General features: G+C 62.8%; 22 protein-coding genes. 9 read left to right on the forward strand and 13 right to left on the reverse strand.

Annotated features, from left to right (window positions below):
- The first annotated feature begins 10 nt into the window (after positions 1 to 10).
- From QU606_RS15310 to QU606_RS15340, 7 genes are all read left to right on the forward strand, one after another.
- The gene (locus QU606_RS15310; protein ID WP_069075708.1) at positions 11 to 409 is read left to right on the forward strand and encodes a biotin/lipoyl-containing protein; all 399 of its coding nucleotides are present in this window, start codon (positions 11 to 13) and stop codon (positions 407 to 409) included.
- A gap of 16 nt (positions 410 to 425) precedes the next feature.
- Positions 426 to 1199, forward strand: coding sequence for a LamB/YcsF family protein (locus tag QU606_RS15315; RefSeq protein WP_102624623.1), 774 nt, complete (start codon positions 426 to 428; stop codon positions 1197 to 1199).
- 114 nt (positions 1200 to 1313) lie between these two features.
- The gene (locus QU606_RS15320; RefSeq protein ID WP_102624624.1) at positions 1314 to 2066 is read left to right on the forward strand and encodes an SDR family oxidoreductase; all 753 of its coding nucleotides are present in this window, start codon (positions 1314 to 1316) and stop codon (positions 2064 to 2066) included.
- A gap of 110 nt (positions 2067 to 2176) precedes the next feature.
- Positions 2177 to 2878, forward strand: a complete 702-nt coding sequence (locus QU606_RS15325) for an amino acid ABC transporter permease (protein WP_069075711.1) — start codon at positions 2177 to 2179, stop codon at positions 2876 to 2878.
- Positions 2879 to 2884: 6 nt separating this feature from the next.
- Complete coding sequence (locus QU606_RS15330) at positions 2885 to 3628, forward strand: amino acid ABC transporter permease (protein ID WP_304998533.1); 744 nt, start codon at positions 2885 to 2887, stop codon at positions 3626 to 3628.
- A gap of 23 nt (positions 3629 to 3651) precedes the next feature.
- A complete protein-coding gene (locus tag QU606_RS15335; RefSeq protein ID WP_172831380.1) occupies positions 3652 to 4380 on the forward strand; it encodes an amino acid ABC transporter ATP-binding protein in 729 nt (242 codons plus the stop codon).
- A 57-nt stretch (positions 4381 to 4437) separates the two neighbouring features.
- Complete coding sequence (locus QU606_RS15340) at positions 4438 to 5271, forward strand: ABC transporter substrate-binding protein (protein WP_102624625.1); 834 nt, start codon at positions 4438 to 4440, stop codon at positions 5269 to 5271.
- Between the two features lie 151 nt (positions 5272 to 5422).
- On the opposite strand, the gene QU606_RS15345 is transcribed toward QU606_RS15340, so the two are convergent.
- Complete coding sequence (locus tag QU606_RS15345; RefSeq protein WP_102624626.1) at positions 5423 to 5662, reverse strand: hypothetical protein; 240 nt, start codon at positions 5660 to 5662, stop codon at positions 5423 to 5425.
- Positions 5663 to 6024: 362 nt separating this feature from the next.
- On the opposite strand from QU606_RS15345, the gene QU606_RS15350 reads away from it, so the two are divergent.
- Positions 6025 to 6723 (forward strand): glycosyltransferase family 2 protein, encoded by a 699-nt coding sequence (locus tag QU606_RS15350; RefSeq protein WP_024074709.1) that lies wholly within the window; start codon positions 6025 to 6027, stop codon positions 6721 to 6723.
- On the opposite strand, the gene QU606_RS15355 is transcribed toward QU606_RS15350, so the two are convergent.
- Complete coding sequence (locus QU606_RS15355; protein WP_024074710.1) at positions 6713 to 7582, reverse strand: oxaloacetate decarboxylase; 870 nt, start codon at positions 7580 to 7582, stop codon at positions 6713 to 6715. The genes QU606_RS15350 and QU606_RS15355 overlap by 11 nt on opposite strands.
- 432 nt (positions 7583 to 8014) lie before the next feature.
- Here QU606_RS15355 and QU606_RS15360 point away from each other — a divergent pair, with 432 nt between their 5' ends.
- Positions 8015 to 8791, forward strand: a complete 777-nt coding sequence (locus QU606_RS15360) for an ABC transporter substrate-binding protein (RefSeq protein WP_069075658.1) — start codon at positions 8015 to 8017, stop codon at positions 8789 to 8791.
- Between the two features lie 300 nt (positions 8792 to 9091).
- Here QU606_RS15360 and QU606_RS15365 read toward each other — a convergent pair whose 3' ends face one another.
- The 11 genes from QU606_RS15365 to QU606_RS15415 form a co-directional block, all read right to left on the reverse strand.
- Positions 9092 to 9718, reverse strand: a complete 627-nt coding sequence (locus QU606_RS15365; protein ID WP_024074712.1) for a transcriptional regulator — start codon at positions 9716 to 9718, stop codon at positions 9092 to 9094.
- A complete protein-coding gene (locus QU606_RS15370; RefSeq protein ID WP_024074713.1) occupies positions 9718 to 10851 on the reverse strand; it encodes an FAD-binding oxidoreductase in 1134 nt (377 codons plus the stop codon). The genes QU606_RS15365 and QU606_RS15370 overlap by 1 nt, the downstream gene beginning before the upstream one ends.
- Before the next feature lie 22 nt (positions 10852 to 10873).
- Complete coding sequence (locus tag QU606_RS15375) at positions 10874 to 11821, reverse strand: ornithine cyclodeaminase family protein (protein ID WP_069075659.1); 948 nt, start codon at positions 11819 to 11821, stop codon at positions 10874 to 10876.
- 79 nt (positions 11822 to 11900) lie between these two features.
- Complete coding sequence (locus tag QU606_RS15380) at positions 11901 to 12953, reverse strand: hypothetical protein (RefSeq protein WP_304998534.1); 1053 nt, start codon at positions 12951 to 12953, stop codon at positions 11901 to 11903.
- A gap of 12 nt (positions 12954 to 12965) precedes the next feature.
- Positions 12966 to 14774 carry a hypothetical protein gene (locus QU606_RS15385; protein WP_102624899.1) on the reverse strand — a complete coding sequence of 603 codons (1809 nt, stop codon included), beginning with the start codon at positions 14772 to 14774 and terminating at the stop codon, positions 12966 to 12968.
- A gap of 3 nt (positions 14775 to 14777) precedes the next feature.
- Positions 14778 to 16034 (reverse strand): hypothetical protein, encoded by a 1257-nt coding sequence (locus QU606_RS15390; RefSeq protein WP_150293822.1) that lies wholly within the window; start codon positions 16032 to 16034, stop codon positions 14778 to 14780.
- Between the two features lie 213 nt (positions 16035 to 16247).
- On the reverse strand, positions 16248 to 18605 hold the full coding sequence (locus QU606_RS15395; protein ID WP_304998535.1) for a hypothetical protein: 2358 nt from the start codon (positions 18603 to 18605) through the stop codon (positions 16248 to 16250).
- A gap of 10 nt (positions 18606 to 18615) precedes the next feature.
- On the reverse strand, positions 18616 to 19755 hold the full coding sequence (locus QU606_RS15400; protein WP_150095151.1) for a hypothetical protein: 1140 nt from the start codon (positions 19753 to 19755) through the stop codon (positions 18616 to 18618).
- Positions 19734 to 21170 (reverse strand): alkaline phosphatase family protein, encoded by a 1437-nt coding sequence (locus QU606_RS15405; RefSeq protein ID WP_069075664.1) that lies wholly within the window; start codon positions 21168 to 21170, stop codon positions 19734 to 19736. The genes QU606_RS15400 and QU606_RS15405 overlap by 22 nt, the downstream gene beginning before the upstream one ends.
- Positions 21160 to 22380 (reverse strand): metabolite traffic protein EboE, encoded by a 1221-nt coding sequence (gene eboE, locus QU606_RS15410; protein ID WP_304998536.1) that lies wholly within the window; start codon positions 22378 to 22380, stop codon positions 21160 to 21162. Before eboE ends, QU606_RS15405 begins: the two co-directional genes overlap by 11 nt.
- On the reverse strand, positions 22377 to 23261 hold the full coding sequence (locus tag QU606_RS15415; protein WP_024074723.1) for a TatD family hydrolase: 885 nt from the start codon (positions 23259 to 23261) through the stop codon (positions 22377 to 22379). Before QU606_RS15415 ends, eboE begins: the two co-directional genes overlap by 4 nt.
- Positions 23262 to 23285: the final 24 nt, after the last annotated feature.

The raw sequence follows: 23285 nt of genomic DNA on the forward strand, positions 1-23285 counted from the left end.
GACATCGACCATGACCAATCAAGACATCCGCCAGTTGGCGGCGTGGCTCAAGGAGACCCATCTGGCGGGGGCGGAACTGCGCCGGCCGGGCATGCACCTGGTGCTCAAGCGCGGCGACGATGCCGCGGTCGCGGTTGTTGCCGCCCCGGAGCCGGTGAAGGCAGTGGATGAGCGGTTGCTCAAGACGCCGGGACTGGGCCGCCTGCTGCTGACCCATCCCGATCAACAAGACGTGCTGGTCGCCGTCGGCAGCCCCGTGGAACAAGGTCAACTGGTGGCCTTCCTGCAAGTGGGCGAGTTGCTGTTGCCGGTGCGTAGCCAACTGGCCGGTCGGCTGGCGGCAGTGTTGACCCCGTGTGGCAGCACCGTCGGTTATGGCGAGGCGTTCATGCGCCTGGCCACGGCATAAAGGAAGAGGGCTGGTGATGAAGATCGATTTGAATGCGGACCTGGGAGAGGGCTTCGGGCCTTGGCGCATGGGCGAGGATGAGGCATTGCTCAGCCTGATTTCCTCGGCCAACGTGGCCTGCGGTTTCCATGCCGGTGACCCGCTGATCATGGACACCACGGTGCGCCAGGCCAAGGCTGGCGGCATCGACCTCGGTGCGCATGTGGGTTTCCCCGACCTGATGGGCTTCGGTCGGCGGCAGATGAACATCGAGCTCAAGGAACTGACCACCTACGTGATCTACCAACTTGGTGCGCTGGCCGGTATGGCGGCGGTCAATGGCCACCGCATGACGCACATGAGCTTTCACGGCGCGCTCGGCAACCGGGTTGCGGCCGATGCGGCGCTGGCCGGGCCGTTGGTACGGGCCGTGGCGGCGTTCGACCCGACGCTGATCATCAGTTCATCCAGCAGCCGCGCCATCGAAGACGCCGCCGAACACTGCGGGCTGCGCGTGGCCACGACCTTCCTGGCCGACCGGGCCTATGACGATGACTGCCTGCTGGTGCCGCGCGCTGTGGCCGGGTCCGTGATCAAGGAGCCGGCGGCGGTCTTGCAACGGGTTCGCCAATTGCTGGAGGAGGGCACCGTGACCAGCCTCAATGGCAAGCGGATCGCGGTGCCGGCCCATTCGATCCTGCTGCACGGCGATACCCCCGGCGCAGTGGAACTGGCGCGCACCATACGGCGCGAAATCGAACAGGCGGGTGGTTGCATCACGCCGATTTCGCAGCTGCTGGCGACGTCATAAGCAGGGCTTATTGCCACACAGCCATTCCGTCTTGGTCGCCGACGCCCAGGCTGGATAGAGTCAAAGACATCGCGATCACGGGAGTGATCAGCACACGTACATGAGGACACCGACATGCCATTTTCAGACTACCAAACCGCGTTGGTCACCGGCGCTTCTTCCGGGATTGGCGCCGCTGTGGTCGAACGCCTGTGCCAGGAAGGCGTGCAGGTACATGCCCTGGCCCGCAGTGCCGACAAGCTCGAAGCTCTCGCCGCCAGGACCGGCTGCATCGCCCACGCCATCGACGTCACTGACCTGGCCGGGCTGACCCGTTTGTTCGCCACCCAACGCTTCGACATCCTGGTCAACAATGCCGGTGTCGATAAACCAGGCTCAATCCTCAAGGCCGACGCCGACGGCATCGACCTGCTGATCGACGTCAACCTGCGCGCGGTGCTGCACCTGGCGCGCCTGGCGTTGCCGGGGATGGTCGAGCGCGATTGCGGGCACATCATCAACATCAGCTCGATTGCCGCAGCCTACAACTTTGGCGGCAACTCGACATACCACGCGACCAAAGCGGCGGTGAGCATGCTCTCGCGCCAGTTGCGCATCGATGCGTTCGGCAAGCGCGTGCGGGTCACCGAGATCTGCCCCGGCCGCGTTGCCACCGACATCTTTGCCCATGTGCACGGCGATTCCGAAGAGACCTACAAACGCTTTGTCGAGGGCTTCGAATTGCCGCTGGCCAAGGATATTGCCGACGCCATTGCCTTTGCGATCGCTGCGCCGATCGCGGTGAACATCGGCCACATGGAAATCACCCCGACCTTGCAAGTGCCGGGCGGGCTCTCCACCGCACGGCCCCAAGACTACCTGGGCTGAAACCCGCCCGTTAAAAACAGAACGGACCTATCCGTCGTCGCGTCACTCCACCACGGCCACGCCGGGTGTTTTTCAGTTCTGCCCTAGCCCAATGCCGATAGGGATTGACCATGAAGCATGACTTCGATTTGGCCGCGATTCTGCAAGGCGAGTACGCCGAGCTGATCGTCAAGGGCATCGAAATGACCTTGCAGCTGGCGGTGTTCGCCTGGCTGCTGGCGATGGTCCTGGCGCTGTTGCTGGTGACCGTGCGCCTGACTGGCCACGCGCTGGCCGACCGCCTGGTGGCGGGTTACGTGTCGTATCACCGCAATGTGCCGACCCTGGTGCAACTGATGTTGTGGTACTTCGGCGTGCCGACCTTGCTCAATGAGTCCACGCAACTGTGGCTGGCCAACCACAACACCGAATACCTGTTCTCGGTGATCGCCCTGGGGCTGTGCCAGGCCGCGTATTTCTGTGAAGACATCCGCAGTGGCCTGCGTGCGATTCCCGCCGGGCAGACAGAAGCTTCCAGGGCCCTGGGCCTGGGCTACGTGCGCTCGATGCGCTACGTCATCCTGCCCCAAGGCGTGCGCAACTGCCTGCCGTCGTTGATCAACCACACGGTGCTGCTGTTCAAGAACACCAGCCTGGCCATGGCCATCGGCGTGATGGAACTGACCTACGCCACCCGCGAAGTGGAGAACTACACGTTCCGTACCTTCGAGTCGTACCTGGTGGCCACGCTGTTTTACCTGGTGTTTTCCCTGCTGCTGATGGGCGCCGGAGCATTGCTTGCCCGGCACTTCAGCAAAGCCCTGGCGAGGTAGACGGCGATGTTCGATATCTTCTCGATCGTGCAGCAAAACTGGACGCTGTTCCTCATCGGCCAGTACCCCCACGGCCCCTTGGGCGGGCTGGCGAGCACCCTGATCCTGGCGGCACTGGCGCTGTTGCTGACGTTCCCGTTCGGCCTGTTGCTGGCGCTGGCGCGGGTCTCGCCATGGAAAGGCCTGCGCCTGGTCGCCACGGTGTGGGTCTACGTGTTGCGCGGCATTCCACTGCTGATGGTGATCTTCTGGACTTACTTCCTGGTGCCCTTGTTGATCGGGCATAACATCACCGGGTTCATGACCATGCTGTGCACCCTGGTGATCTACCAGAGCGCCTACCTGTGCGAAATCATTCGTGGCGGCATCCAGGCGCTGCCGGCCGGGCAGTACGAAGCCTCCCGCGCCCTGGGCCTGGGCTATGTGCGCACCACGGTGTGGGTGATCCTGCCGCAGGCGCTGTACAACGCGCTGCCCAGCCTGATCAGCCAGTTTATCTCGATCATCAAGGAAACCTCCCTGGGCTATGTGATCAACGTCCAGGAAGTGACCTTCGCCGCCAACCAGGTCAACAACCAACTGCTGACCAAGCCGTTCCAGGTGTTTTTCATCCTGGCGATCATCTACTACCTGCTCTGTTTCGGCCTGACCCACCTGGCCGGTTGGGTCGAGCGCCGCATCGCGCGCAAGCGCCTGGGCAATGGCGGGCAAACCGTGTCGAGCGGGCCGTTGCTGGCCACTGATAATTGAAGAGGGCTGCGTCCATGCATCCAATGATCATGTTTTCGAAAATCAATAAATGGTACGGCGAGTACCAGGCGCTCACCGACATCACCGCCGAGGTTCAGCCTGGGGAAGTGGTGGTGCTGTGTGGCCCCTCGGGTTCGGGCAAGTCGACCTTGATTCGCACGGTCAATCGCCTGGAAGACATCCAGAACGGCCAGATCCTGTTCGATGGCCAGGACGTGCATGGCACCGACGCGCAGATCAACCGCCTGCGCAGCCGGGTCGGCTTTGTGTTCCAGAGCTTCAACTTGTTCCCCCACCTCTCGGTGCTGGAAAACATCACCCTCGCACCGAACAAGCTGCGCAACCTCAAGGGCGCGGCGGCCAAGCAAAAAGCCATGGAGTTGCTCGACCGTGTTGGCCTGGCCCACAAGGCTGGGGCGTATCCGGCACAGCTCTCCGGCGGCCAGCAGCAACGCGTGGCGATTGCTCGCGCGCTGGCCATGGAACCACCGGTGATGCTGTTCGACGAGCCCACCAGCGCCCTCGACCCGGAAATGGTCGGTGAAGTGTTGAACGTGATGAAGGGCCTGGCCAAGGACGGCATGACCATGATGTGCGTGACCCACGAGATGAACTTCGCCCGTGAAGTCGCCGACACCATCTGGTTCATGGACGCCGGTCAGATTCTGGAAAAGAGCAAGCCCGAAGCGTTTTTCGTGCAGCCCTCGCACCCGCGAGCCCAACGTTTTATCGCCGACCTGCGGGCCCACTGAGCCGCGGCGGCTTTGCGTCCTCTGCCATTTCGATTGACCACGTTCAGGAGTTTTTCCATGGGTATGAAGCATCTGTTTATTGCACTGGCCTTGGCCCCTTTGGCCGTCGCGGTGGCGCAGGCCGACCAATTGAGCGACATCATGGCCAAGAAGTCGTTGAGCTGCGGTGTGTACGCCGACGTGCCACCGTTCTCCGCACCCGACCCGACAACCCGCGAACTGGTGGGCATGGACGTCGATCTGTGCAAGGCATTGGCCAAGACCATGGGCGTGGCGCTGGAGCTCAAGCCGCTGTCCGTGGAAGCGCGGATCCCGGAAGTGAAGATGGGGCGTGTCGACGTGATTTTCGCCAACCTGGCCTACACCAAGACCCGCGCCGAACAGATCCAGTTCAGCGACCCGTACTACATCGCCAAGGAAACCCTGGTGGTGCGCGCGGCCAACGCCGACCAGCCGAAAAGCTTCTTCAAGGACAAGCGCATCAGCTCCACCAAGGGGTCCACGTCCGAGCAGTCGATCCGCATCGCCGGCGCCACGCCGGTCACGTTCCAGGACACCGGTTCGGCCTACATGGCCCTGCAACAGAACAAGGTAGTGGGGCTGGTGACCAACACCATGACCGCGCTCAAACTGGTCAACCAGGCCAAGGCCAGTGGTGTCGAGTTGGCGTTGGCCAAGGAGCCGATGGCCCTCGAGCCGATTGGCGCCGGCATGCGCCGCGACGAACCGGCCTTCCTGGCCAAGGTCAACGCATCGCTGATGGCAATGGAGAAAGCTGGAGAGATCGACGCGATCTGGGATCGCTGGATCGGGCCGAACACGGAGTACAAGATGGTGCGTGAAGACAAGGTGCAAAGCCTGAGCGCACTGAAATTCGACCCGCTGCCGTAGGCGCAACTCCGGCGATCGAACGCCGCAGCAGTGGGCCCGCTGCTGCTGGAGGTTTCATCGCCTGCCCGTGCATTACCGCCGCTTCGCTGACGTCCGCCGGCTCCCACGGGGCGCCGGTAGTGTTTGATCAATCCCTGGGCCGGCGCGTCGATCAAGTGCGCATCGCGCGCCTGATTCGCATCCACTCTCGATAGGCGGCGGTACGCTGGGCATCAGCGATTTGCTTGGCTTGGACAAAGTACGCCCAGGTCGTCGAGTCGCCGCTGTAGGACTCGATAAGTGCGTAAGCCTTGGCCTCCAGGCGATCGGCTTCGAAGAACATTGCGGTGTTCTCGGCGATGGTGTCATCCCTGGTCTGTGTTGCCGTGTCGCTAAGCGCATGTCCATTCATTGTGTGACTCCTTGCGTTTATTGGATGCCTCCTGAGGCCCCTGAACTCAATGAGTTTGAGTGCTCAAGAAGATTCAAAAAAAATCCCTGACCATTCGATGAACGAGCGGGCACGCCCTAATGCCGTTCGTTAAGGCTTTTTTGTAGGAGCGAGCTTGCTCGCGAAGAACTCACAGGCGCCGCGTTCACTCAGGAAACACGCGTTATCGTTGACGTTTTTCGCGAGCAAGCTCGCTCCTACAGAAGGCGATGTACGCTTAACTGAACGGCATTAGGGCACGCCCTGCGCGCAAGATTATTTAAACCTTCTCACTGAGCGACAGGTCGATAGCTGGAGATACTTCGCCAGGTGAGGGAACGTCAATGATAGGGGTTGTGATACCTGCCCATAACGAAGAACGGCATATCAGCGAGTGCCTTGCTTCTGTGCGACTTGCCAGTGAGCATCCGGCGTTGCGGGGCCAGCGGGTTGAGATACTGGTGGTGCTGGACGCCTGCTCGGACGGCACGGTCGAGCAGGTGGCGGCGCGCGGGGCGAGCATGCTCGAGGTGTGCTTTCAGAACGTCGGCAAGGCCAGGGCCGTGGGCGCTGAGCACTTGCTGGAGGCGGGTGTGCAATGGCTTGCCTTCACGGATGCGGACACACGGGTGCCCTGTGATTGGCTGGTGCGCCAGATCGAATGTGGCGCTGACGCGGTGTGTGGCACCGTCGAAGTGGACAGTTGGAGCGAGCATGATGAGAGCGTGCGCTCGCGCTACCTGGAGCTGTACCAATTCATCGAAAACCATCGCCACATCCACGGTGCAAACCTGGGCCTGAGTGCCGATGCCTACCGCAACGCCGGTGGCTTTCAACACCTGGTCACTCATGAAGACGTGCGGCTTGTGGCCGACCTTGAGCGGACCGGCGCGCGAATCGCCTGGACCGCCACCAACCCGGTGATCACCAGCGCGCGCCGCGACTACAAGTGCCGTGGCGGCTTTGGCGAATACCTGATGTCCATGCTTGCGCCCCACGGCCCGGAGTTGCCTGCCGGCGGCCCGCCGCTGGTTACTCTTTGACGTCCATGAATTCCTTGGCCCATGCCACATAGCTTTCCGGCAGGGTGTAGGTATGCGTCAGCTCCGTGGCGCTCAGGTTCGAGGTGCTGTGGGTCAGCTGACGCTGGGCCCGCAGGCTGTCGTAGGTCGCCTTGATCGACGCAAAGTAGGCGCCATGGCCGGCCACGATCACGCGCACACCCAAGCGGGCCAGGCGCTCGGCATCATTGAGCTTGGGGTTGCCATAGGTCACCAGCATCAACGGTACCGTGAGGTTTTCCGCGATTTTCTCCAGGTGCTCGAAGTCGCTGATACCCACCATGCAGATGCCGTCGGCACCGGCTTTTTCGTAGGCCTTGGTACGTTCAATCACGGCTTCGGTGGGTAGCACGCCGGCGTTGGTTCGCGCGATGATCGACAGCTCGGGGTCGACCCGGGCTTCGAGGGCGGCCTTGACCTTGCCGATACCTTCCTCGACGGAAATCAGGTCGGTCGATTTGCGCCCGAATTGCGCCGGCAGCAGGGTGTCTTCAATGGTCAACGCCGCGACGCCGGCACGTTCCAATTCTTCGACGGTGCGCATCACGTTCAAGGCGTTGCCGTAGCCGTGGTCGGCGTCTGCGATGAACGGTAACTGGGCGACACGGCCGATGCGGGTGGCCTGTTCGACGAATTCGCTCAGGGTGATCAACGCAAAGTCGGGCGCTGCGAGTACCTGCAACGAGGCGACGGAGCCGCCGAGGATACCGACTTCGAAACCCAGGTCCGCCGCGATTCGCGCGGACATCGGATCGAAAACAGATGCTGTCTCCACGCATTTTTGTGCGCCAAGCAGTTCACGGAAATTACGACGAAGAGCGGAGTGGGACATTTTTGGCATGATCTATCCTGGTGCTGGTCATCGTCGAAGTACGATCAATGCCTATTCATAAACCAGCGAGACTACCACGCGCCAAAATACAGAGTCATGACGTTTGAGAATAGGGTATGCGCCACGCACATACTGATGCACCGTTATAAAGCACGCCTGTTTTCCTGATGCCTGTCAGGCCCCTGCACTGCGCCCCGAAAGAGCGCACCGCGCTTTTTTCACTGATGATTTTTTGCCTGCCCCTGCGATGCTTCGCGACCTTGTCATGGGCGCGAGGGCGGTCGTGTGATGCCTGGAAATGGATGGCGATGAAGTGTTCGCGTGTGGATTGACGCGAAATACACAAAAGTCCATTATGGAATTATAAGTACAAAAAATGCTCGCCGGCGTCACCTTTTCTTCACTCTTGCCAAACCAACAACAACTTGCGAGAACACGATCATGAAGAAGCGCTCCCTTATCACCGCCCTGGCCCTGAGCCTGCTCGCTTCCAGCCATGTGCTGGGCGCCGAGAAAACCCTGCGCATTGGCATCGAGGCGGCTTACCCGCCGTTTGCCTCGAAGACCGAGGACGGCAAGATCGTCGGGTTCGACTACGACATCGGCAATGCGCTGTGCGCGCAGATGAAAGCCAAGTGCGTGTGGGTTGAAGGCGAGTTCGACGGGCTGATTCCGTCGCTGAAAGTGAAGAAGATCGACATGGCCTTGTCGTCCATGACCATCAACGAGGACCGTAAGAAGTCGGTGGATTTCAGCCACAAGTATTACTTCACCTCATCGCGCCTGGTGATGAAGCAGGGCGCGGTGGTGGATGACCAGTACGCCAGCCTCAAGGGCAAGACGGTCGGCGTGCAACGCGCCACCACCACCGATCGTTATGCCACCGAGGTGTTTGAACCGCAGGGCATCAACGTCAAGCGCTACGGCAATAATGAAGAAATCTACATGGACCTGGCGGCAGGGCGCCTGGACGCGATCTTTGCCGACACCATCCCCCTGAGCGACTTTCTGTCCATGCCGCGCGGCCAGGGCTACGCCTTTGTCGGCCCGGAGCTCAAGGACCCGAAATACGTGGGCGAGGGTGCCGGGATCGCAGTGCGCAAGGGCAATACTGCGTTGGTCAGCGAGTTGAATGCGGCCATCGATGGCATTCGTGCCAGTGGCGAGTACCAGAAGATTTCCCAGCACTATTTCAAGTCGGATATCTACGGCGATTGAGCGTCATAGGCGGGTAAAATGCGGGAGCAAGCTTGCTCCCGATAACCATAGGCATCTACACAACTTCTCAGCCCCTGACCAATCTCCCTGTGGCCAGCGAGCTTACTGTGGCGAGCGGGCTTGTCCCGCGTTGGGCTGCGAAGCAGCCCCAGACAAGAAAAACGCGGTATATCAGACACCCTGTAGAGGCTGATTTTAGGGCTGCTACGCAGCCCAACGCGGGACAAGCCCGCTCGCCACAGTAAGCCCGCTCCACAGCAAGCCAGCCCGATCACCACACCAGCGCTATTTTCCGGGCGTTCAGCCCTTGAGTTCCTTCAAGTGCTTGTAGACCGTCGCCCGCCCCATCCCCAATACATTGGCCACATAGTTCGAGGCGCTCTTGCCCTTGAAGGCGCCTTCGGCATGCAGCGCCAGTACCAGCTCGCGCTTATGATCTCGGGTCAGCAGGTTCAGGCTCAATTGGCGTTCGCGCATCCACGCATGCAGGAAGGTGTTGATGCGTTCCTGCCAGTCATCGCGAAACAGCGAATCCGGTTGCGGGATCAGCTTGCTCGGTGACAGGAACAGGTCGAGCGCGGCCTTGGCATTTTCGAACAGCGAGATATTCAGGTTGATGCACAGCACCGCCAGCGGGCGACCTTTGTGGTCGTGCAGCACGGTGCTCAGGCTGCGAATTTTCTGGCCGTCCCAGTTGAGCTTTTCGTAGGGACCGATATTCACTTCGCGCACATCGTCGGACAGCATGTCTTCCAGCGCCGAGTCGTCGCCGATGGCGCGTTTCGACAGGTTGTTGGCGATGTAGTCGACCTTTTGCGTGCGCAAGTCGTGCAGCACGGCCTCGGCATGGGGAAAGAACAGCGTGGCGATCGCATCGGCGATCGCACGGAAGTTCTGCAGGACCTTGTCTTGTTCAGCGGTGTTCATCAATGGGGCTCCAGGCGCTCGGGGGAGAGCATACCAGCGTCCAGGCCGAACCGCGCCAGTGGCTCCGGCAACGCCGCGCCGCGCACCAGGGCCGCGCTGGCCTGGCCCATGGCGGGCGAGGTCTGGATGCCATAACCGCCTTGCGCCGCGACCCAGAACAGGCCGGGCACCCGAGGATCGAAGCCGGACAGCAAGTCACCGTCGTGCACAAAACTGCGCAGGCCGGCCCAGGTGCGGGTCGGGCGTCGGATGGTCAGGGTGGTGGCCTCTTCGATCTGGTAGATCCCCATGGCGATGTCCAGCTCTTCGGGCTGGATGTCCTGGGGTTCCACCGGGTCGGCGTTGGCCGGTGAGCCGAGGAACATGCCGGCGTCGGGTTTCATGTAGAAGGCTTCGTCGAGCGCAACCAGCATCGGCCAGGCGTGGCTGTCCACGCCCTCGGGGCCGGCGAAGATAAACGCTGAACGGCGCTTGGGTTGCAGGCCGATGGAAGCCGCACCGGCCAACCCGCCGATATGGTCGGCCCAGGCCCCGGCGGCGTTGATGATAATTGGCGCGGTGAAGGTTTCCTGTTGGGTTTGTACGTGCCACAGGCCGTCGGCGTCACGGCTCAGGCCCAGCACGTGGTGGTCGGTTCGCACCTCGCCCTGGTGGCGGCGGATACCGCGCAGGTAGCCCTGGTGCAGGGCGTCGGTGTCGATATCGCTGGCGGTCGGGTCATAGATCGCCCCGTGGACTTTCTCGCGACGCAGGATCGGCAGCCGCGCGCAGGCTTGGTCGGCACTCAGCTGTTCGACCTGCGGCACGGTGGCCTTGGCGCTGAGGTATTGGCGGTTCAACTCGGTCGGGTCGCCGATGAAGTCCACCGTCATCTCGCCCCGTGGCGTCAGCAGCGGGTGCTCGCAGAACCCGGCGGGCGGATTGTCGAAAAACTCACGGCTGGCCAGGGTCAGCGCCCGCACTTGCGGGGTGCCGTAGGCGGCGGTGTAGAGCGCCGCCGAACGCCCGGTGGAGTGATAGGCGGGGTGCGATTCACGTTCCAGCACCAGCACTTTGCCGTGGGGCGCCAGCCAGAAACCCGTGGAAGCGCCGGCGATGCCGCCACCGATGATGATGAAGTCTGCGTGACTCATGCTCGTCTCCTGATAGGTGGGGTCAGCGCTGCAACTGATAGAGCGCATTGGCCAGGGCGATGTCTTCCAGGCCCAACCCGATAGAGCGGAAGAATACGTGGCGGTCATTGTTCGGGCGCTGCGCCATTTCCGTCAGCAGCTCGGGCAGGTCGCCCATGACGGCGCTGGCGTCCCAGCCGTGCTGTTCGCTGGCGATCAGCATGTCGCCCGCCGCGCCGGGTGTGGTCTGGCGGTAGTCGCAGAATACCTGCATGTCGTTAAGGGCGTGGGGCGGTACTTCATGGGCGCGAGGGGCGTTGGTGCTGATCGAGGTGATCAGTGCCGGTTTGCTCAAGCGCGCCGGGTCGAGCACCGGGCCGGCCGATGAGGTGCAGAGCAGGATCACGTCGGCATCCTCCACCGCGGCTGCGCAACTGCTGGCGATGACCAGGCGCGGATCGAGGCTGCCGAGCTGCGCGAGGGTCGTGGGGGAGGCGTTGGCCAGGCTTGGCGAAAACAGGCTGATGTGCTGCCAGTCGCGCAGGTTCTGCACGTAGCGCAGGTGCGCCTGGGCGACCTTGCCGCTGCCGATGATCGCCAGGCGCCGTACCGCCAATGGCGCCAGTGCCTCCACCGCCAGGGCCGTGGTGGCGGCGGTGCGAGCGGTGGTCAACTCACCGGCATCACACAGCAGCAACGGTTGGCCGGTGTGCATCGACATCAACAGCGTCCATGCGGTCACCAGCGGCCCTTGCTCGCGCACGATGTAGGGCGAGGTCTTGACCCCGTACACCCCGTCTTCGGCCAGCACGCCCAGGTAGTTGATAAAGTCGCCGGCGCCCTGGGGAAACTCCACCTGTTGCTGTGCGGGCTGCACCGCCTGCCCGGCGGCGAGGTCGTGAAACAACTTGCGCAGGATCTGCGGTACATCGACTTGAGCGAGTAACTCGCGGGCCTGTGCCGGGTTGATCACATAAGGCGTGCTGGACATGGGTTTGCTCCGCATTAAACTATTTTGTCCATTATGGACTTTTAGTTATGCGGAGCAATATCCCGGTGAAAAAAAGCTGTCAGGCCAGTTGCACTCGCCGCAGCCGGCCGCTCAGTGCCACTACGCTGTTATCCGGCGCCGGTATCGGCCGCCCCGTCAGCCCCATGCCTTCACTGATCACCACCGCATCCTGGACCCGGCACAGGTTGGACGGCGTATCCAGCCCGCGTGCCAGTACGGCGACTTGCCCGGTGTCCAGGTTGCAGCTCAACAGCCGCCCGCTGAAGCGGGTAAAGCCGCCGTGCAGGACGGCACCGTTCCAGTCCGGCGGCAAGGGTTGTTGCAGGTGGCTGCACAATTCCAGCACCAGCAGGTTGCCGTCCGGGCACCACGCCAACCCGGTGGGCAGTTGCAGCCCGTCAATCAGCACCTCGATCCGACCGCTGGCCGGGTGTACCCGAATCACCTGGCCGGCCTTGTCGGCAAAGTCGATGCCCTGGCGCGCCGGGTCGCCCCGCAATTCACCGGAGAACAGGCTGATCAGCACCGCGTCGGTCTGCGGTTCGTAGACCAGGGTCACCGGTACGGCCTCCTGGCCTTGTTCCAGTTCGGGCAGTTGCACCCGCACCTGCTCGTCCTGGCCGTCGCTGAACTCCACCAGTTGGTTGGTATCGGGCTTGACCGCCAGCCAACTGCGTCGGGTTGGGTGCCAGCACAGCGCATTCAGGTTGCCACGGCTGTGGAACACCGGTTCGGGCGGGCTGTATTGCAGGTCCAGCAACTTGGAGCCACTGACATAGTCGGTCTGGCTGGCCATGCAGTGCCCGTCACCGCAGGCGATGTCTGACAGGCCCATGATTTCATCGCGCAGCATGCGTGCCTGCATGTTCATCGCGCGAAACCCTTGGGCAAGGCATTCACCGGGCAGGTAGGCGCCGGGTCGTTGCGGGTCTGGTTGCAGCAGGCTGATACGCCCGCTGAAGGGTTGGTCCGCCAGGCCCGAACCGGCCTCGGCCAGTAACAGGCTGCCATCGGCCCGCAGGCAGACGCCGCGCGGGTTGAGCAGCCCCTCGGCGATCAGTGTGCTGGGGCGCAGGGTTTCGTCGGGGTGGGCGGGGATATGCCAGGTCATGGGATCGCTCTCCTATTGGGGTGGCTGCCACGGTTCGCCGGTGAGATAGGCGCGCAACAGGGCGCGTTGGCAGGGCGACATCGAGCGCACCACCGGCATGAACAACGTGGTGCCTTTGTAGGTGTCGGCGGTGCGGGCGAGGATCGCGTTCTTGGCGCCCATCACCGCATCCGGTTGGTTCAATGCCACATAGCGCGACATGGCCGGGAAGGCCAGGTAGTGAAAGCGCAGGACATTTGGGTACATGAGTTCCCAGGTAATGGTTGTGCCCTTGGGAATGCCGAAGTCGGTCTGGGCGTACTTGCGGAAATTGGTGAAGTAGCCGCTGCTGTCAAGGCCATTGGCGGTGCAGGTCAAGGCGGCGAAACCCGCCTGGGCCGCGGTGCCGGGCTTGACGCTGACCGGTACGCTGACAGCCAGTTGCCCGGCCTTCACCGTCAGCGTGGTGGGGACATCGAGGAAGTCGTAGTTTTGCGGGTCGGTGTAGAGCGCCGGAGGCGTGACCGTCAGGCCGATATCGGTGGTGTCGGGCACCGGGCCGCCCAGATAGCGGACCTGCAAGGTGATCGACAGGCCATCGGGATAGTCCTCCAGGTAGACATTGCGCTGATCACCGTACACCCGGTAGGTCGATTCGATCGCGTTCAGCGTGGTCCCGGCCACCGTGCCCGGTGCGGTGATGGACAAGGGCGAGACCTGGGTCGCCTGTTGTTGGCTGGGGCTCAGGGGCACGTCGACGATACCGCCATACACGTAGTAGTCGACCAACGGGCTGCTGGTGGGGTCGAGGGTGGTCAGCAGGGTGGTGCCGGCGCTGATACTGACGGTGCCGTAATTGGCGTTCGGCCCGATCGCGCTGGTGATGTCGTCCCTGACCGCCCGGAAGGTTTCCTTGGGGATGACGTTCACCATGTCCAGGCTCAGCAGGCCATTGCTGGCCAACTCGGCATAGGCTGCATTGGACGTGCACTGGTTGACCAACTGCCGCCCCGGCTGGCAGGTCAGCGGCTCGTCGGCGAATGCCGGGGCCAGGGTGCCGATGACCCGGCCAATACTGGGGTTGGGCGTGTATTGGCCCAAGGCGTAATCGGCGTTCAGTTGTTCGGTGGTCATCAAGGGGCACATCTCGAACATCACGAAACGCAGCACGATGCCCGTCGCGCCCGGTGCCTGGATGATCGATTGCAGGCCAGGGCTGCTGGTGTTCCAGCTGACGATACTGCTCAGCGGGAAGGTCAGCTGGAACGTGCCACTGGCGTGGAACGAGCCCGGTGCGTCCATGGTGCCCGGCAGCAGCACGCGGCCCTGCACGTCGAAACTGCTGCACACGGTATCGCAGTGGATCAGCAATTGGACGTTGTCGCTGGCGCCGATCTGCAGGCCACCGACGAAGATCTGGGTGGTGGTGGACGCCGTCGGGTCCAGGTCCACCATCATCGGCCCGGAGTGGGGGCCCTGGCCGGTCACCGGGTCTACCGAACCGAGCAGGTAGACCGCCTGGCCCACCAGGTCGCCGGTGGTGCTGATGCTGCCCGGGCTGCCTTGGGAGCTGATCAAGGCGTCCTGGGTTTCCACCAGGTGCTGCCCGTAGTGGTTCCAGCCGCCGAGGGTGTAGCGTGTTCCGCCGGGGGTATTGAGCATGTCGTTCAACTGGTCGTCGCTGAAAGCCTCGGCTTGCGGCGCCAGGGTCGAGGTGGCCAGGTCAAACACCGGCCAGCTGTGTTCCGTGCCTTGGGGCAGGCATGGGGTGTTGTTCGACACGCTGACATCCGTGCTGATGCCGCCCCAGAAATTCAGGCGAGGTCCATTCAGAATACTCATGGTCTATTCCTTTTCCTTGGACGGGCGGGTACCCGGGGCATTGGCGAATTTGAACAGGTAAGAGAAATCGGAGGTGAACAGGCTCTTGGCCGGTGTGGCCATGGAGTGGCACGTCATGCAACTGCTGTTGGGCTGGATGTAGCTTTCCATGGTCACGTTGGCCGACAGCGCGGGCGTTGGCGTGCCCAAGGGGTTGCTCGGGTCGTTCGGCCGCAGCGGGCGCTGGGTGGTGATCAGTTGGTAGTACTTGAGCACGCTGTTTTGCAGGCCCGGCTCGGCGCGGTAGCGTTTGTTGACGTCGTCGGTCAGCGCGGCAATCGGGGTGAACCGGCTCAGCGGGTCGGGTGTCTGGAACGTGGTGCCCGGTAGCGGTACGCAGACCAGTTGGGCGCCCTGGGGCTGCCAGGTGCAGGGCGACTGGTTGACGTGGGCGGCGCTGGGGTTGAAGTAGCTGTAGGGCGGGCTGGTGGTCGCATTGGACGGCACGTTGTCGATCTGCTCGAAGGTCGACCAGACCCACTGCGGGTAGCCGGCCGGCTTGGTGATGATGTGCAGGCCCACCAGCCCCAGGTACGCCTGCTGGGTACCGATGCGCTGGCCCTGCTCGTTGAACGTGGCAACCTGCGCCAGTTGGGTCAGGTAGCGGCTGGCATTGTCACTGGGCGTCAGGATGCGCCAGCTGGATTTGATCTCGATGACCCCGTTGGGGAACTGGATGTTGTTGGCCTTGGACACCACATCGGCGTTGTAGAAGCGGTTGGCGACGATGTAGTTGTAGGAGGTCTCGTTGGCCGCGATGTCGTAGTAGGTCGGGTTGCCGGCCTGGTCGATCAGCCAGCCGCCGACGGCCTGGTCAATGAAGGTCTCCTGTCGCGTGTTTTTCAACGCGGCAATGTTGATGATGCCCAGGGTTCTGGCCGCCAGCGGGGTGTTCCATGGGCCAGGGTCGGCCGCATTCGGCAAGAAAATTTCCTCGACGGTCTTGTAGGTCTGCCACACGGTATAGCCCGCATCGCCGGGCTGTTGACTGCAATTGGGCGTGCCGCGTTGGCCGTCCTGGGCCGGCCAGTTCAACGCGATGAACATCTGCCAGCTGTATTGATCGAACTGGTCCTGGCTGGCGGTGGCGACCGGTGCACTGCTGGGCGGCTGGCAGTTGAGTGGGGTGGCCAGCGCCGACGCCGCAGGCGTTTCCCTGGCCAGCGCCGGCGGGCTGGCCAGGCCGATGACTATCACGGCACAACAAACGAGGCTTTTCATGGTGATCCTTCCTTGGGGGTCAGGGTTTGCGCTGCATCAGCTGGTTCCACTGCGCCTTATGCCCGTTACTCTGCGCCGCTGTCTTGCCCGCCAAACGCCGCGGGGCTGAGCAGCAGCAGGAGCAGAAACAGTCGACTCAAGAGGCTGGTGTTCATATGACACTCCTTTGAAGTCCGGGTGACAGGTGCGTCACCCGGTGGTCCTGTCCGAGGCTTACGAGTAGTCGCTCATACTGAGCGGGACGGGTGGGTAATTGCGCTTCACCAGGGCCTGCGCCCACAGCTCCAGCACGGCGCGCCGGCTTTGCGGCATGTCGCGGGTGATGGGCATCGCCAGGGTGCTTTCCTCCTGGTACTCCTTGCTGATCAACACAATCAGCTGGTCGACGGCACCTTCGATGCGCGTCAGGGAATTGAGCGGCATGTACTTGCTCATGATCGGGTACAGGTAATAGAACGGTTGCAGGATGAAGGGGTAGATAAAGCTCTCCCAGATCAGTTGGCCGGCGTCTTCACGCTGGTAGACCTGGTTCCATGCGTCGACAAAGTCCTGCTGCATCTGCGGCTCCAGCGGCAACACGCGCAGTGGCGCGAGGAAGTCGGTGAAGGCCTGGTTGAGCGGGAAACTGAACGGGATCACCGGCGCCTGCTGGCCTTCCTGCACAAAGAAACGCAGGGTCGGAAAGCCAGGGGCCTGGGCGGTGACCGTCAGGTTGGCAATGCCGTTGGCGTCGGTCTGGATCTGGGTCACGCTGTACTGCACCGTGTTGCTGAGCGGGTCTTGCAACGTGCCTTGCCGGGGGATCGGGTTGGCGAACGACAGGCACGGGCTGAGGGCGACCGAGGCGGGTGTCGGCAGGAATTGCTGGTAGGTCACCGGCACCGTTTGATCGTCTGATTCGACGATCCGCGTGGCCATGAGCTGGCGACCGGTGCCCTCGGTGACTTCGGCGAGCAGTGTCGACGTGCCGTTGAATTGCGGGAGGTTGGCGCTGTTCTTGATCGGGTTTTGCGGGTCGTTGTTGAACAGCGTGAAGTCGGCCGCGTTGCTGAACGCCAGGTAGTAATCGGTGGTGCACAGCATGTAGGCATTGCTGTACTCCGCCACCCACAACACGGTCCCGGCCGGCGCTGGCAGGCCATCGTATTGCACCATGATCTGCAATGTCTTGGTGTCGCCCACGTCGATGAAGCTGGCGCTCTGCACCACTTCGGCTGTCCACATTTGCTGGGTGGCGGCGGGGGGCGTGGTGGCGCCTTGCAGTTGCAGTTCCAGCGTGCCGGTTTGCAGCTGCGCCTGGGCCTGGGCGGTGAGGGGCAGGTCGAGGATACCCGCACGTTGGTCGAACGCCGCCTGCTGGTAATCGTCATAGCCGAAGCTGGCCAACGGGCTGAATTGCTCGCCCTGCCGGATACCGATCTGGTAGTTGCCGGCCTGGAACTTGGCCGCCACCGGGATGGGCGCGGTCTTGTCGACCGGGTAGAACGGAAAGGCGTTGCCCAGGTCCAGCGACAACGTATCGCCATGGGCCTGCGCCGAGATCACGCCGAGTTTGGCCGAGGTGGTTTGCGTGGGCGAGGTGATCGGCACCGGGTTGGCCGGGATCAGGCGCCGACCGGCCGGGGCGGTGGGGAATTCACCGTCCAGCCACAGGCCCAGGGTGCCGACCGTGCGGCTGTAGGCCGGGTTGAAGAAAATATCGCCGACGTTATCCAGCCCTTGTTGATACATCGCCGTCACCTTGGCCAGGGCTTCGGGGCTGGAGGAGTGGGTGTCGATGGGCGGGTAGTTATTGAAAATACCGTTCCTGTCGTAGCACGTCAGGTAGGTGGAAAAGCGAAACATCAAACCTTTGGCTTTTTGTTGTTCCATCTGCGCCTGCAGGTTTTGCAGCAAGGCCGAGTTGCCGATGACCCAGGCCAGGTTCTCTTTCGGGAAACAGGTCTGCCAGGTGGTGGTGACGTAGCTCAGCCCGCCAAGGTTGGCCCAGTTGAAGTTCAGGAAGCGGTCGAGCATGCGGTGCTCGCGCTTGAGCGTCAGGCCACATTGGCCGGTGCCCAGCACCAGTTTGTCGAAGTACAGCGCAGTGAAGGTGTTCTGCCAGGGGCTCACGTCGACAAAGCGCGCCGGTGTGGGCGCGTTGCTGCCAAACGGGTTGCCGAGCAATTGGAAGCTCTGGTTGATCAGCGGGTCCTGGCTCACATACCCCCCGGTGGGCAACTCGCCGCCGGTGACCACGGACTGGATCTGGTTGTAGCTCACGGTGCCGCAGGCGTTGTCCCCGAATAGGTTCCATTCGCCGGGGATCATCGGCGTGGTCAACTGCGAGGCGTTGCCCGGTACTTGCAGGACATAGCCGGGGATCTGGCTGTGTGGCAGTGGCGCGATCGTCCACGGCAGCAAGGTGCTGGCGGCGTTCTGCGGGGTGACGTTGAAGCTGTCCAGGAACCGCCAGTTCATCTGCATCTTCACCGCATCGTAGAGCGGGTACATGTCGTTGTTGTTAGCGGTCGGCGGGTTCCAGAACAGATGGCCGCCCAGGTAGATACGCGGGAAATTCAATACGCTCATGTCAGGCTCCTTAGCGTTGCCACTGGGCGCGTTTGAGCGACCAGACAAAGTCCAGTTTGTGGTAACCGACAAAGTCGGTGGCCGGCAGTAGGGCGGTGGGGTACACGATGCCGCCCTGTTCCTTGAGGGCGAAATTGAAGTAGCCCTGTTTCGCCGAGTACGCGGCTGTAGCGTGGCAGGCGAAACACGACGATTGGCTCTGGAAGGCCGACTCCAGCTGGGAATTGGCGAGCAGGGTGGGCGTGGTGTTGGACTGCACGCCAATCAACTCGTACTGCGCCAGTTCGGCGTACTGGGCCTGGAAGAGCGTGTTGACCGGCTGTGCCGCCGGTGTCGGCCCGGTGCTGTTGGTCATCGGCGTGGGCGGCACCGCATTGGTCACGGTGTACTGGCTGTTGTGGCGGTTTTCGAAGGTGGTCCAGACCCAGTCGGGGTTCAGCTTGTTGATCACATGCAAGCCGCTCAAGGCGGCATAGCCCACCTGGTACTGTTCACCTTGCTGGTAGTAGGCCTGGGCGATGTAGTAGCCATCGTTGGCCAGTTGCTGCTGGTAGCTGGGGTTGTTGCCGATCCACAGCCACGCGGCTTTCAGTTCCCAGGCGGTGGCGGGGAAGTTGAGATCGCTGGTCAAGGCGGCTTGGCCGTTCACGTTGTAGACCTTCTGCTGCACGATGTAGTCGAACGTGTCCGCGCCCATCAACAGCTGGAAGCGCACCGCCTGGCCTTGCTGGTCCTTGGGGACCTGGCCGCCCATTTCCAGGATCAGCCCGTCCACCTGCTGCGTGGCATTGAGGTTGTGAAAGGTGCGACTGAGGTTCATGCCCAGCGCCTTGGCCTGTTGCAGCACGGCGTCTGGCGGCGGCGTATTTTGGTTGTACGGCTGGGGCGGGGCGCCGTTGGCCAGGTACACCTGGTCCGAGGGTTTCAGGGTTTCCCAGACCCGGTCGGGGCTCTGCGCGCTGGCGGGCTGGTTCAGGCAGGCAAACCAGTTCCAGGCCAGGGTGTCCGGGCTTTGCACAAAGGCCGCCCGGGTCTTGTCGAGGTTGCCTCCAAATTGCAGGAAGTTGCTGCAATCGAAGGGGTTGGTGTCCTGTGCCTGGGCCAACCCGGCCAATGCACTGAGGACCGTTATAGAGAAGGCTCGCCGCATGAAAGCTCCTTGGCAATGGCCAGTTCGGTGTGTGGGCGCCCCAGGAAGTGTTCCAGGAGCAGTTGCTTCACTGCCGTCGCCGCAAGCTGCTGCGGTATCGGCAGATCACAATTGGTGATCAGCAGGGGGCCGGTCTGCACGCTGGTCGGCAGGCGCCCGTGGCTGCCGCGGACCAGGGAGGTGTCCAGCGGGATCAGGTCCATGTAGTAGCGAAATCCGAGCTTTTTTTGCAGCAGGCGGCGCGCCACTTTCAGCATGGGGAACCGAATCGCCGGGTCGATAAACAGCTCGACCGGGTCGTAGCCAGGCTTGCGATGGATGTCCACGGTGCGGGCAAAGTCGGGGGCCTTGCGGTCGTCGAACCAGTAGTAGTAATCAAACCAGCTGCCGGCGGCGGCCACGGCCACCAGCTCGCCGCTGCGCGGGTGATCCAGTTGCCAGGCGCGTTGCTCGGCTTTGTCCAGCACCTGCTCGATGCCGGGCTGGCGCTGCAACAGGGCTTTGACCCGAGGGATGTCCTGTGCCTGCTTGACGTAGACATGCGCAACCTGATGATCAGCCACCGCGAAGGCCGCGCTGGCGCCGGGGTCGAGCAGCTCCCAGCTCAGGGATTGGCGCACCTGCAACCAGCCTTCGGTGCGCAATACACGGTTGATCGACACCGATTGCTCGACGGCCTCGATGCCATATTCCGACAGCAGCATCACCGCGGCGCCCTGCACCTTGGCGAAGGCCAGCAGCCGGCCGACTTCACGGTCGATGGCCCGCACTTCGTCGACGATCGACGGGTGATCCGGGCCCAGGCGCTGCAAGCTGTAGTCGAGATGGGGCAGGTAGACCAATTGCAGGTGGGGACGGTTGATCTGGAACTCGGCAATGGCGCAATCGACGATCCAGCGGCTCGACGCGATGCCGGCCGCCGGGCCCCAGAACCCGGGAAACGGGAACTCGCCAATCTGCTGTTCGATCTGTTCATGCAGCCCGGGCGGTGACGAGTACAGGCCGAACTGTTTACGCCCGTCCGCCGGGTAATGCGGGCGCGGGGTGATGGCGGCGTCCACGTCGGCGTACATGTTGTACCACCAGAACAATTGGCTGCAGCGAAAAGCCGGGAACTCGCGCTTGAGCGTGTGCCAGACCTTTTCGCCCTGGACCAGCGCATTGGGTTGCAGCCAGAAGCGCACTTCGGCCTGGTCGCGAAAGTACCAGCCATTGCCGACGATACCGTGTTGCGACGGCGGTGCCCCGGTCAGGATCGACGCCTGTACCGTCGACGTCACCGCCGGGAACACCGGTTGCAGGTGGGCCAGCTTGGCAGTCTTGAGCAGGGCATTGATCTGCGGCGTGGCTTCGCCCAACAACGAGGGCGTCAAGCCCACCACATTGATCAACAGCAACGGTTGCTCAGAGGGCATGGGCGTAGGCCTCCCGGACCGCAGCGTGCAACAGGTTGCGCTGGCGCAGTTGGTCTTCGACCCAGCGCAGTTCAGCGGCGATGCCCTCCAGTTGCGCCGGCTCGGTGGCCGGGCGCAGTTGGGCGGGCAACACGCCCCAGCTGTAGGTCTCGACTTCCAGCACCGGCCGACAGTCCACATGGCCCGCCAGGTAGTCGAAGGTCTGCGCCAGGGCGACCTGGCTGCCCGTCAGCTCCGGCAACAGCAGGTGTTCACTGAACAGCGGGATGTGGAAATGAATGCGCAGCTCCGTGAACTGCGCGCAGTCACTGAGGGCCGCGGGCAAGTCGGCCCAGGCAACCAGGCGACCTTGCGCATCGAGTGCCTTGACCTGATGCAGGTAGGTCGCCTCGGCAAAATGCCCCAGGGTCTTGAGCACGTGGTCGCGGCGCTGATCGCCTTGAGGCGGCAAGCGGCAAATCATCGCGTTGGACAGCTGGATCTTGCCCACCGGCACCCGCGCCTGGTGCAGCCGCGTCAACGACTCATAACAGTCTTCGAACATCACGGCCTGGTGGCATACATCAAAACACAGCGCCAGGTACTCATGGTGTGGGTCGAAGGTTTGCCGTTGCTGGAAGAAGGCGATGGCCTGCGCGGTGTTTTCCAGCACGCAGTCCGGTTCCATTTCCAGGCAGAACAGGATTTTCTTGCCGGTTTGCCGATGCAGCGCGGCGAGTGCGCGGGTGAGTTGGCTGAGGTGCGCATCGGCGCGTGCCTGCCGTGCTGGGGTCCAAGTGGCGGCGTAGCCCAGGGGCACCGTGGAAATCACCCCCTGCGCGCAATCGGCTGGCAAGGCCTGGGCGAGGATTCGCGCCAGGTCCAGGCTGTACGCCAGGCGTTGTGGGTCGGCCCAGTCGGGCAGGTACACCTCGGCTTTCACCGCGCCCTGATGGAATTCGCCATAGGGGAAGCCGTTCAGCGAGGTCAGGCGCAGGCCGCTGTGTTGCAGCAATTGCAGGAACGACTCACGCGCCGACGCCTGTTGCAGTTCGGCCGCCGCGCGCGCGCAAATCCACAAGCCGCTGTCCTGTTCGTCGAGCCCGCGCAAGCGCCGCACGCCCTGGAAGTGCCGCGCGATCGAGGCCCGCAGCCCGGCGAGGTCACGGGTGGGGTGGACGTTGCTGCAGTAGCCGACCTGGGGGGCTGTCCAGCCGCTGACGGCGTTCATTTGATCACCGGGTCCTGGCCGCGCAGGGCCGAGTTTTCCTGCCATTGCTTGCGCTGGTCGATGGGCAGCGGGGTGCTGACGAGGGCCTTGTCCAGTTGCCCGCTTTGGGCAAAGAAGTCCACCGGGTTATGGAACAGCACCTGTTCGACCTGGGCCTGGGTGAACCCGGCCGCCAGCATCGCTTCGCCGGTCTTGGGCACTTTCAGCGGGTCGCTGATGCCCCAGTCGGCAGCGCTGTTGACCACCATTTTTTCGGTGCCGTATTCCTGGAGCAGGGCGACCATGCGCTGCTCGGACATCTTGGTGTTGGGGTAGATGGAGTGCCCGCGCCAACAGTCGCTGTCCAGTACCAGCGGCAAGGTCAGCTCGTTGAGGTGGTCAATGATGACCAGGTGCTCGGCAATCCCCACCTCACGGATCACCGCCAGGGTGCGTTTAGTGCCGCCGATCTTGTCGCGGTGCGGCGTATGCACCAGTACCGGCAGGTTGAATTGCTTGGCCAGTTCCAGTTGCGCGGCGAGAAAGCGATCCTCTTCGGGGGTGATGTCGTCATAGCCGATTTCGCCGACGGCCACTACGCCGTCCTTGACCAGGTAGCGCGGCAAAATCCCCAGCACTTCATTGGCGATCGATAGGTCATTGGCCTCCTTGGGGTTCAGGCCGATGGTGCAGAAATGGTGGATGCCGAACATGCTCGCGCGAAAGCGCTCCCAGCCCAGCAGGGTGTCGAAGTAGTCGACGAAACTGCCGACACTGGTGCGCGCCTGGCCCTGCCAGAAGGCCGGCTCGATCACCCCGGTGATCCCGGCGGCGGCCATGTTCTGGTAGTCGTCGGTGGTGCGGCTGACCATATGAATGTGCGGGTCGAAATACTTGAGCATGGTGGATCCTCGTCAAGGGAAAAG

It is taken from the genome of Pseudomonas sp. OVF7 (assembly GCF_030644265.1).
Lineage (GTDB): Bacteria > Pseudomonadota > Gammaproteobacteria > Pseudomonadales > Pseudomonadaceae > Aquipseudomonas > Aquipseudomonas gorinensis.

Coding starts and splice junctions, on each gene's coding strand:
- QU606_RS15310 (WP_069075708.1), top strand. CDS start 11: ATGACCAATCAAGACATCCGCCAGTTGGCGGCGTGGCTCAAGGAGACC.
- QU606_RS15315 (WP_102624623.1), top strand. CDS start 426: ATGAAGATCGATTTGAATGCGGACCTGGGAGAGGGCTTCGGGCCTTGG.
- QU606_RS15320 (WP_102624624.1), top strand. CDS start 1,314: ATGCCATTTTCAGACTACCAAACCGCGTTGGTCACCGGCGCTTCTTCC.
- QU606_RS15325 (WP_069075711.1), top strand. CDS start 2,177: ATGAAGCATGACTTCGATTTGGCCGCGATTCTGCAAGGCGAGTACGCC.
- QU606_RS15330 (WP_304998533.1), top strand. CDS start 2,885: ATGTTCGATATCTTCTCGATCGTGCAGCAAAACTGGACGCTGTTCCTC.
- QU606_RS15335 (WP_172831380.1), top strand. CDS start 3,652: ATGATCATGTTTTCGAAAATCAATAAATGGTACGGCGAGTACCAGGCG.
- QU606_RS15340 (WP_102624625.1), top strand. CDS start 4,438: ATGGGTATGAAGCATCTGTTTATTGCACTGGCCTTGGCCCCTTTGGCC.
- QU606_RS15345 (WP_102624626.1), bottom strand. CDS start 5,662: ATGAATGGACATGCGCTTAGCGACACGGCAACACAGACCAGGGATGAC.
- QU606_RS15350 (WP_024074709.1), top strand. CDS start 6,025: ATGATAGGGGTTGTGATACCTGCCCATAACGAAGAACGGCATATCAGC.
- QU606_RS15355 (WP_024074710.1), bottom strand. CDS start 7,582: ATGCCAAAAATGTCCCACTCCGCTCTTCGTCGTAATTTCCGTGAACTG.
- QU606_RS15360 (WP_069075658.1), top strand. CDS start 8,015: ATGAAGAAGCGCTCCCTTATCACCGCCCTGGCCCTGAGCCTGCTCGCT.
- QU606_RS15365 (WP_024074712.1), bottom strand. CDS start 9,718: ATGAACACCGCTGAACAAGACAAGGTCCTGCAGAACTTCCGTGCGATC.
- QU606_RS15370 (WP_024074713.1), bottom strand. CDS start 10,851: ATGAGTCACGCAGACTTCATCATCATCGGTGGCGGCATCGCCGGCGCT.
- QU606_RS15375 (WP_069075659.1), bottom strand. CDS start 11,821: ATGTCCAGCACGCCTTATGTGATCAACCCGGCACAGGCCCGCGAGTTA.
- QU606_RS15380 (WP_304998534.1), bottom strand. CDS start 12,953: ATGACCTGGCATATCCCCGCCCACCCCGACGAAACCCTGCGCCCCAGC.
- QU606_RS15385 (WP_102624899.1), bottom strand. CDS start 14,774: ATGAGTATTCTGAATGGACCTCGCCTGAATTTCTGGGGCGGCATCAGC.
- QU606_RS15390 (WP_150293822.1), bottom strand. CDS start 16,034: ATGAAAAGCCTCGTTTGTTGTGCCGTGATAGTCATCGGCCTGGCCAGC.
- QU606_RS15395 (WP_304998535.1), bottom strand. CDS start 18,605: ATGAGCGTATTGAATTTCCCGCGTATCTACCTGGGCGGCCATCTGTTC.
- QU606_RS15400 (WP_150095151.1), bottom strand. CDS start 19,755: ATGCGGCGAGCCTTCTCTATAACGGTCCTCAGTGCATTGGCCGGGTTG.
- QU606_RS15405 (WP_069075664.1), bottom strand. CDS start 21,170: ATGCCCTCTGAGCAACCGTTGCTGTTGATCAATGTGGTGGGCTTGACG.
- eboE (WP_304998536.1), bottom strand. CDS start 22,380: ATGAACGCCGTCAGCGGCTGGACAGCCCCCCAGGTCGGCTACTGCAGC.
- QU606_RS15415 (WP_024074723.1), bottom strand. CDS start 23,261: ATGCTCAAGTATTTCGACCCGCACATTCATATGGTCAGCCGCACCACC.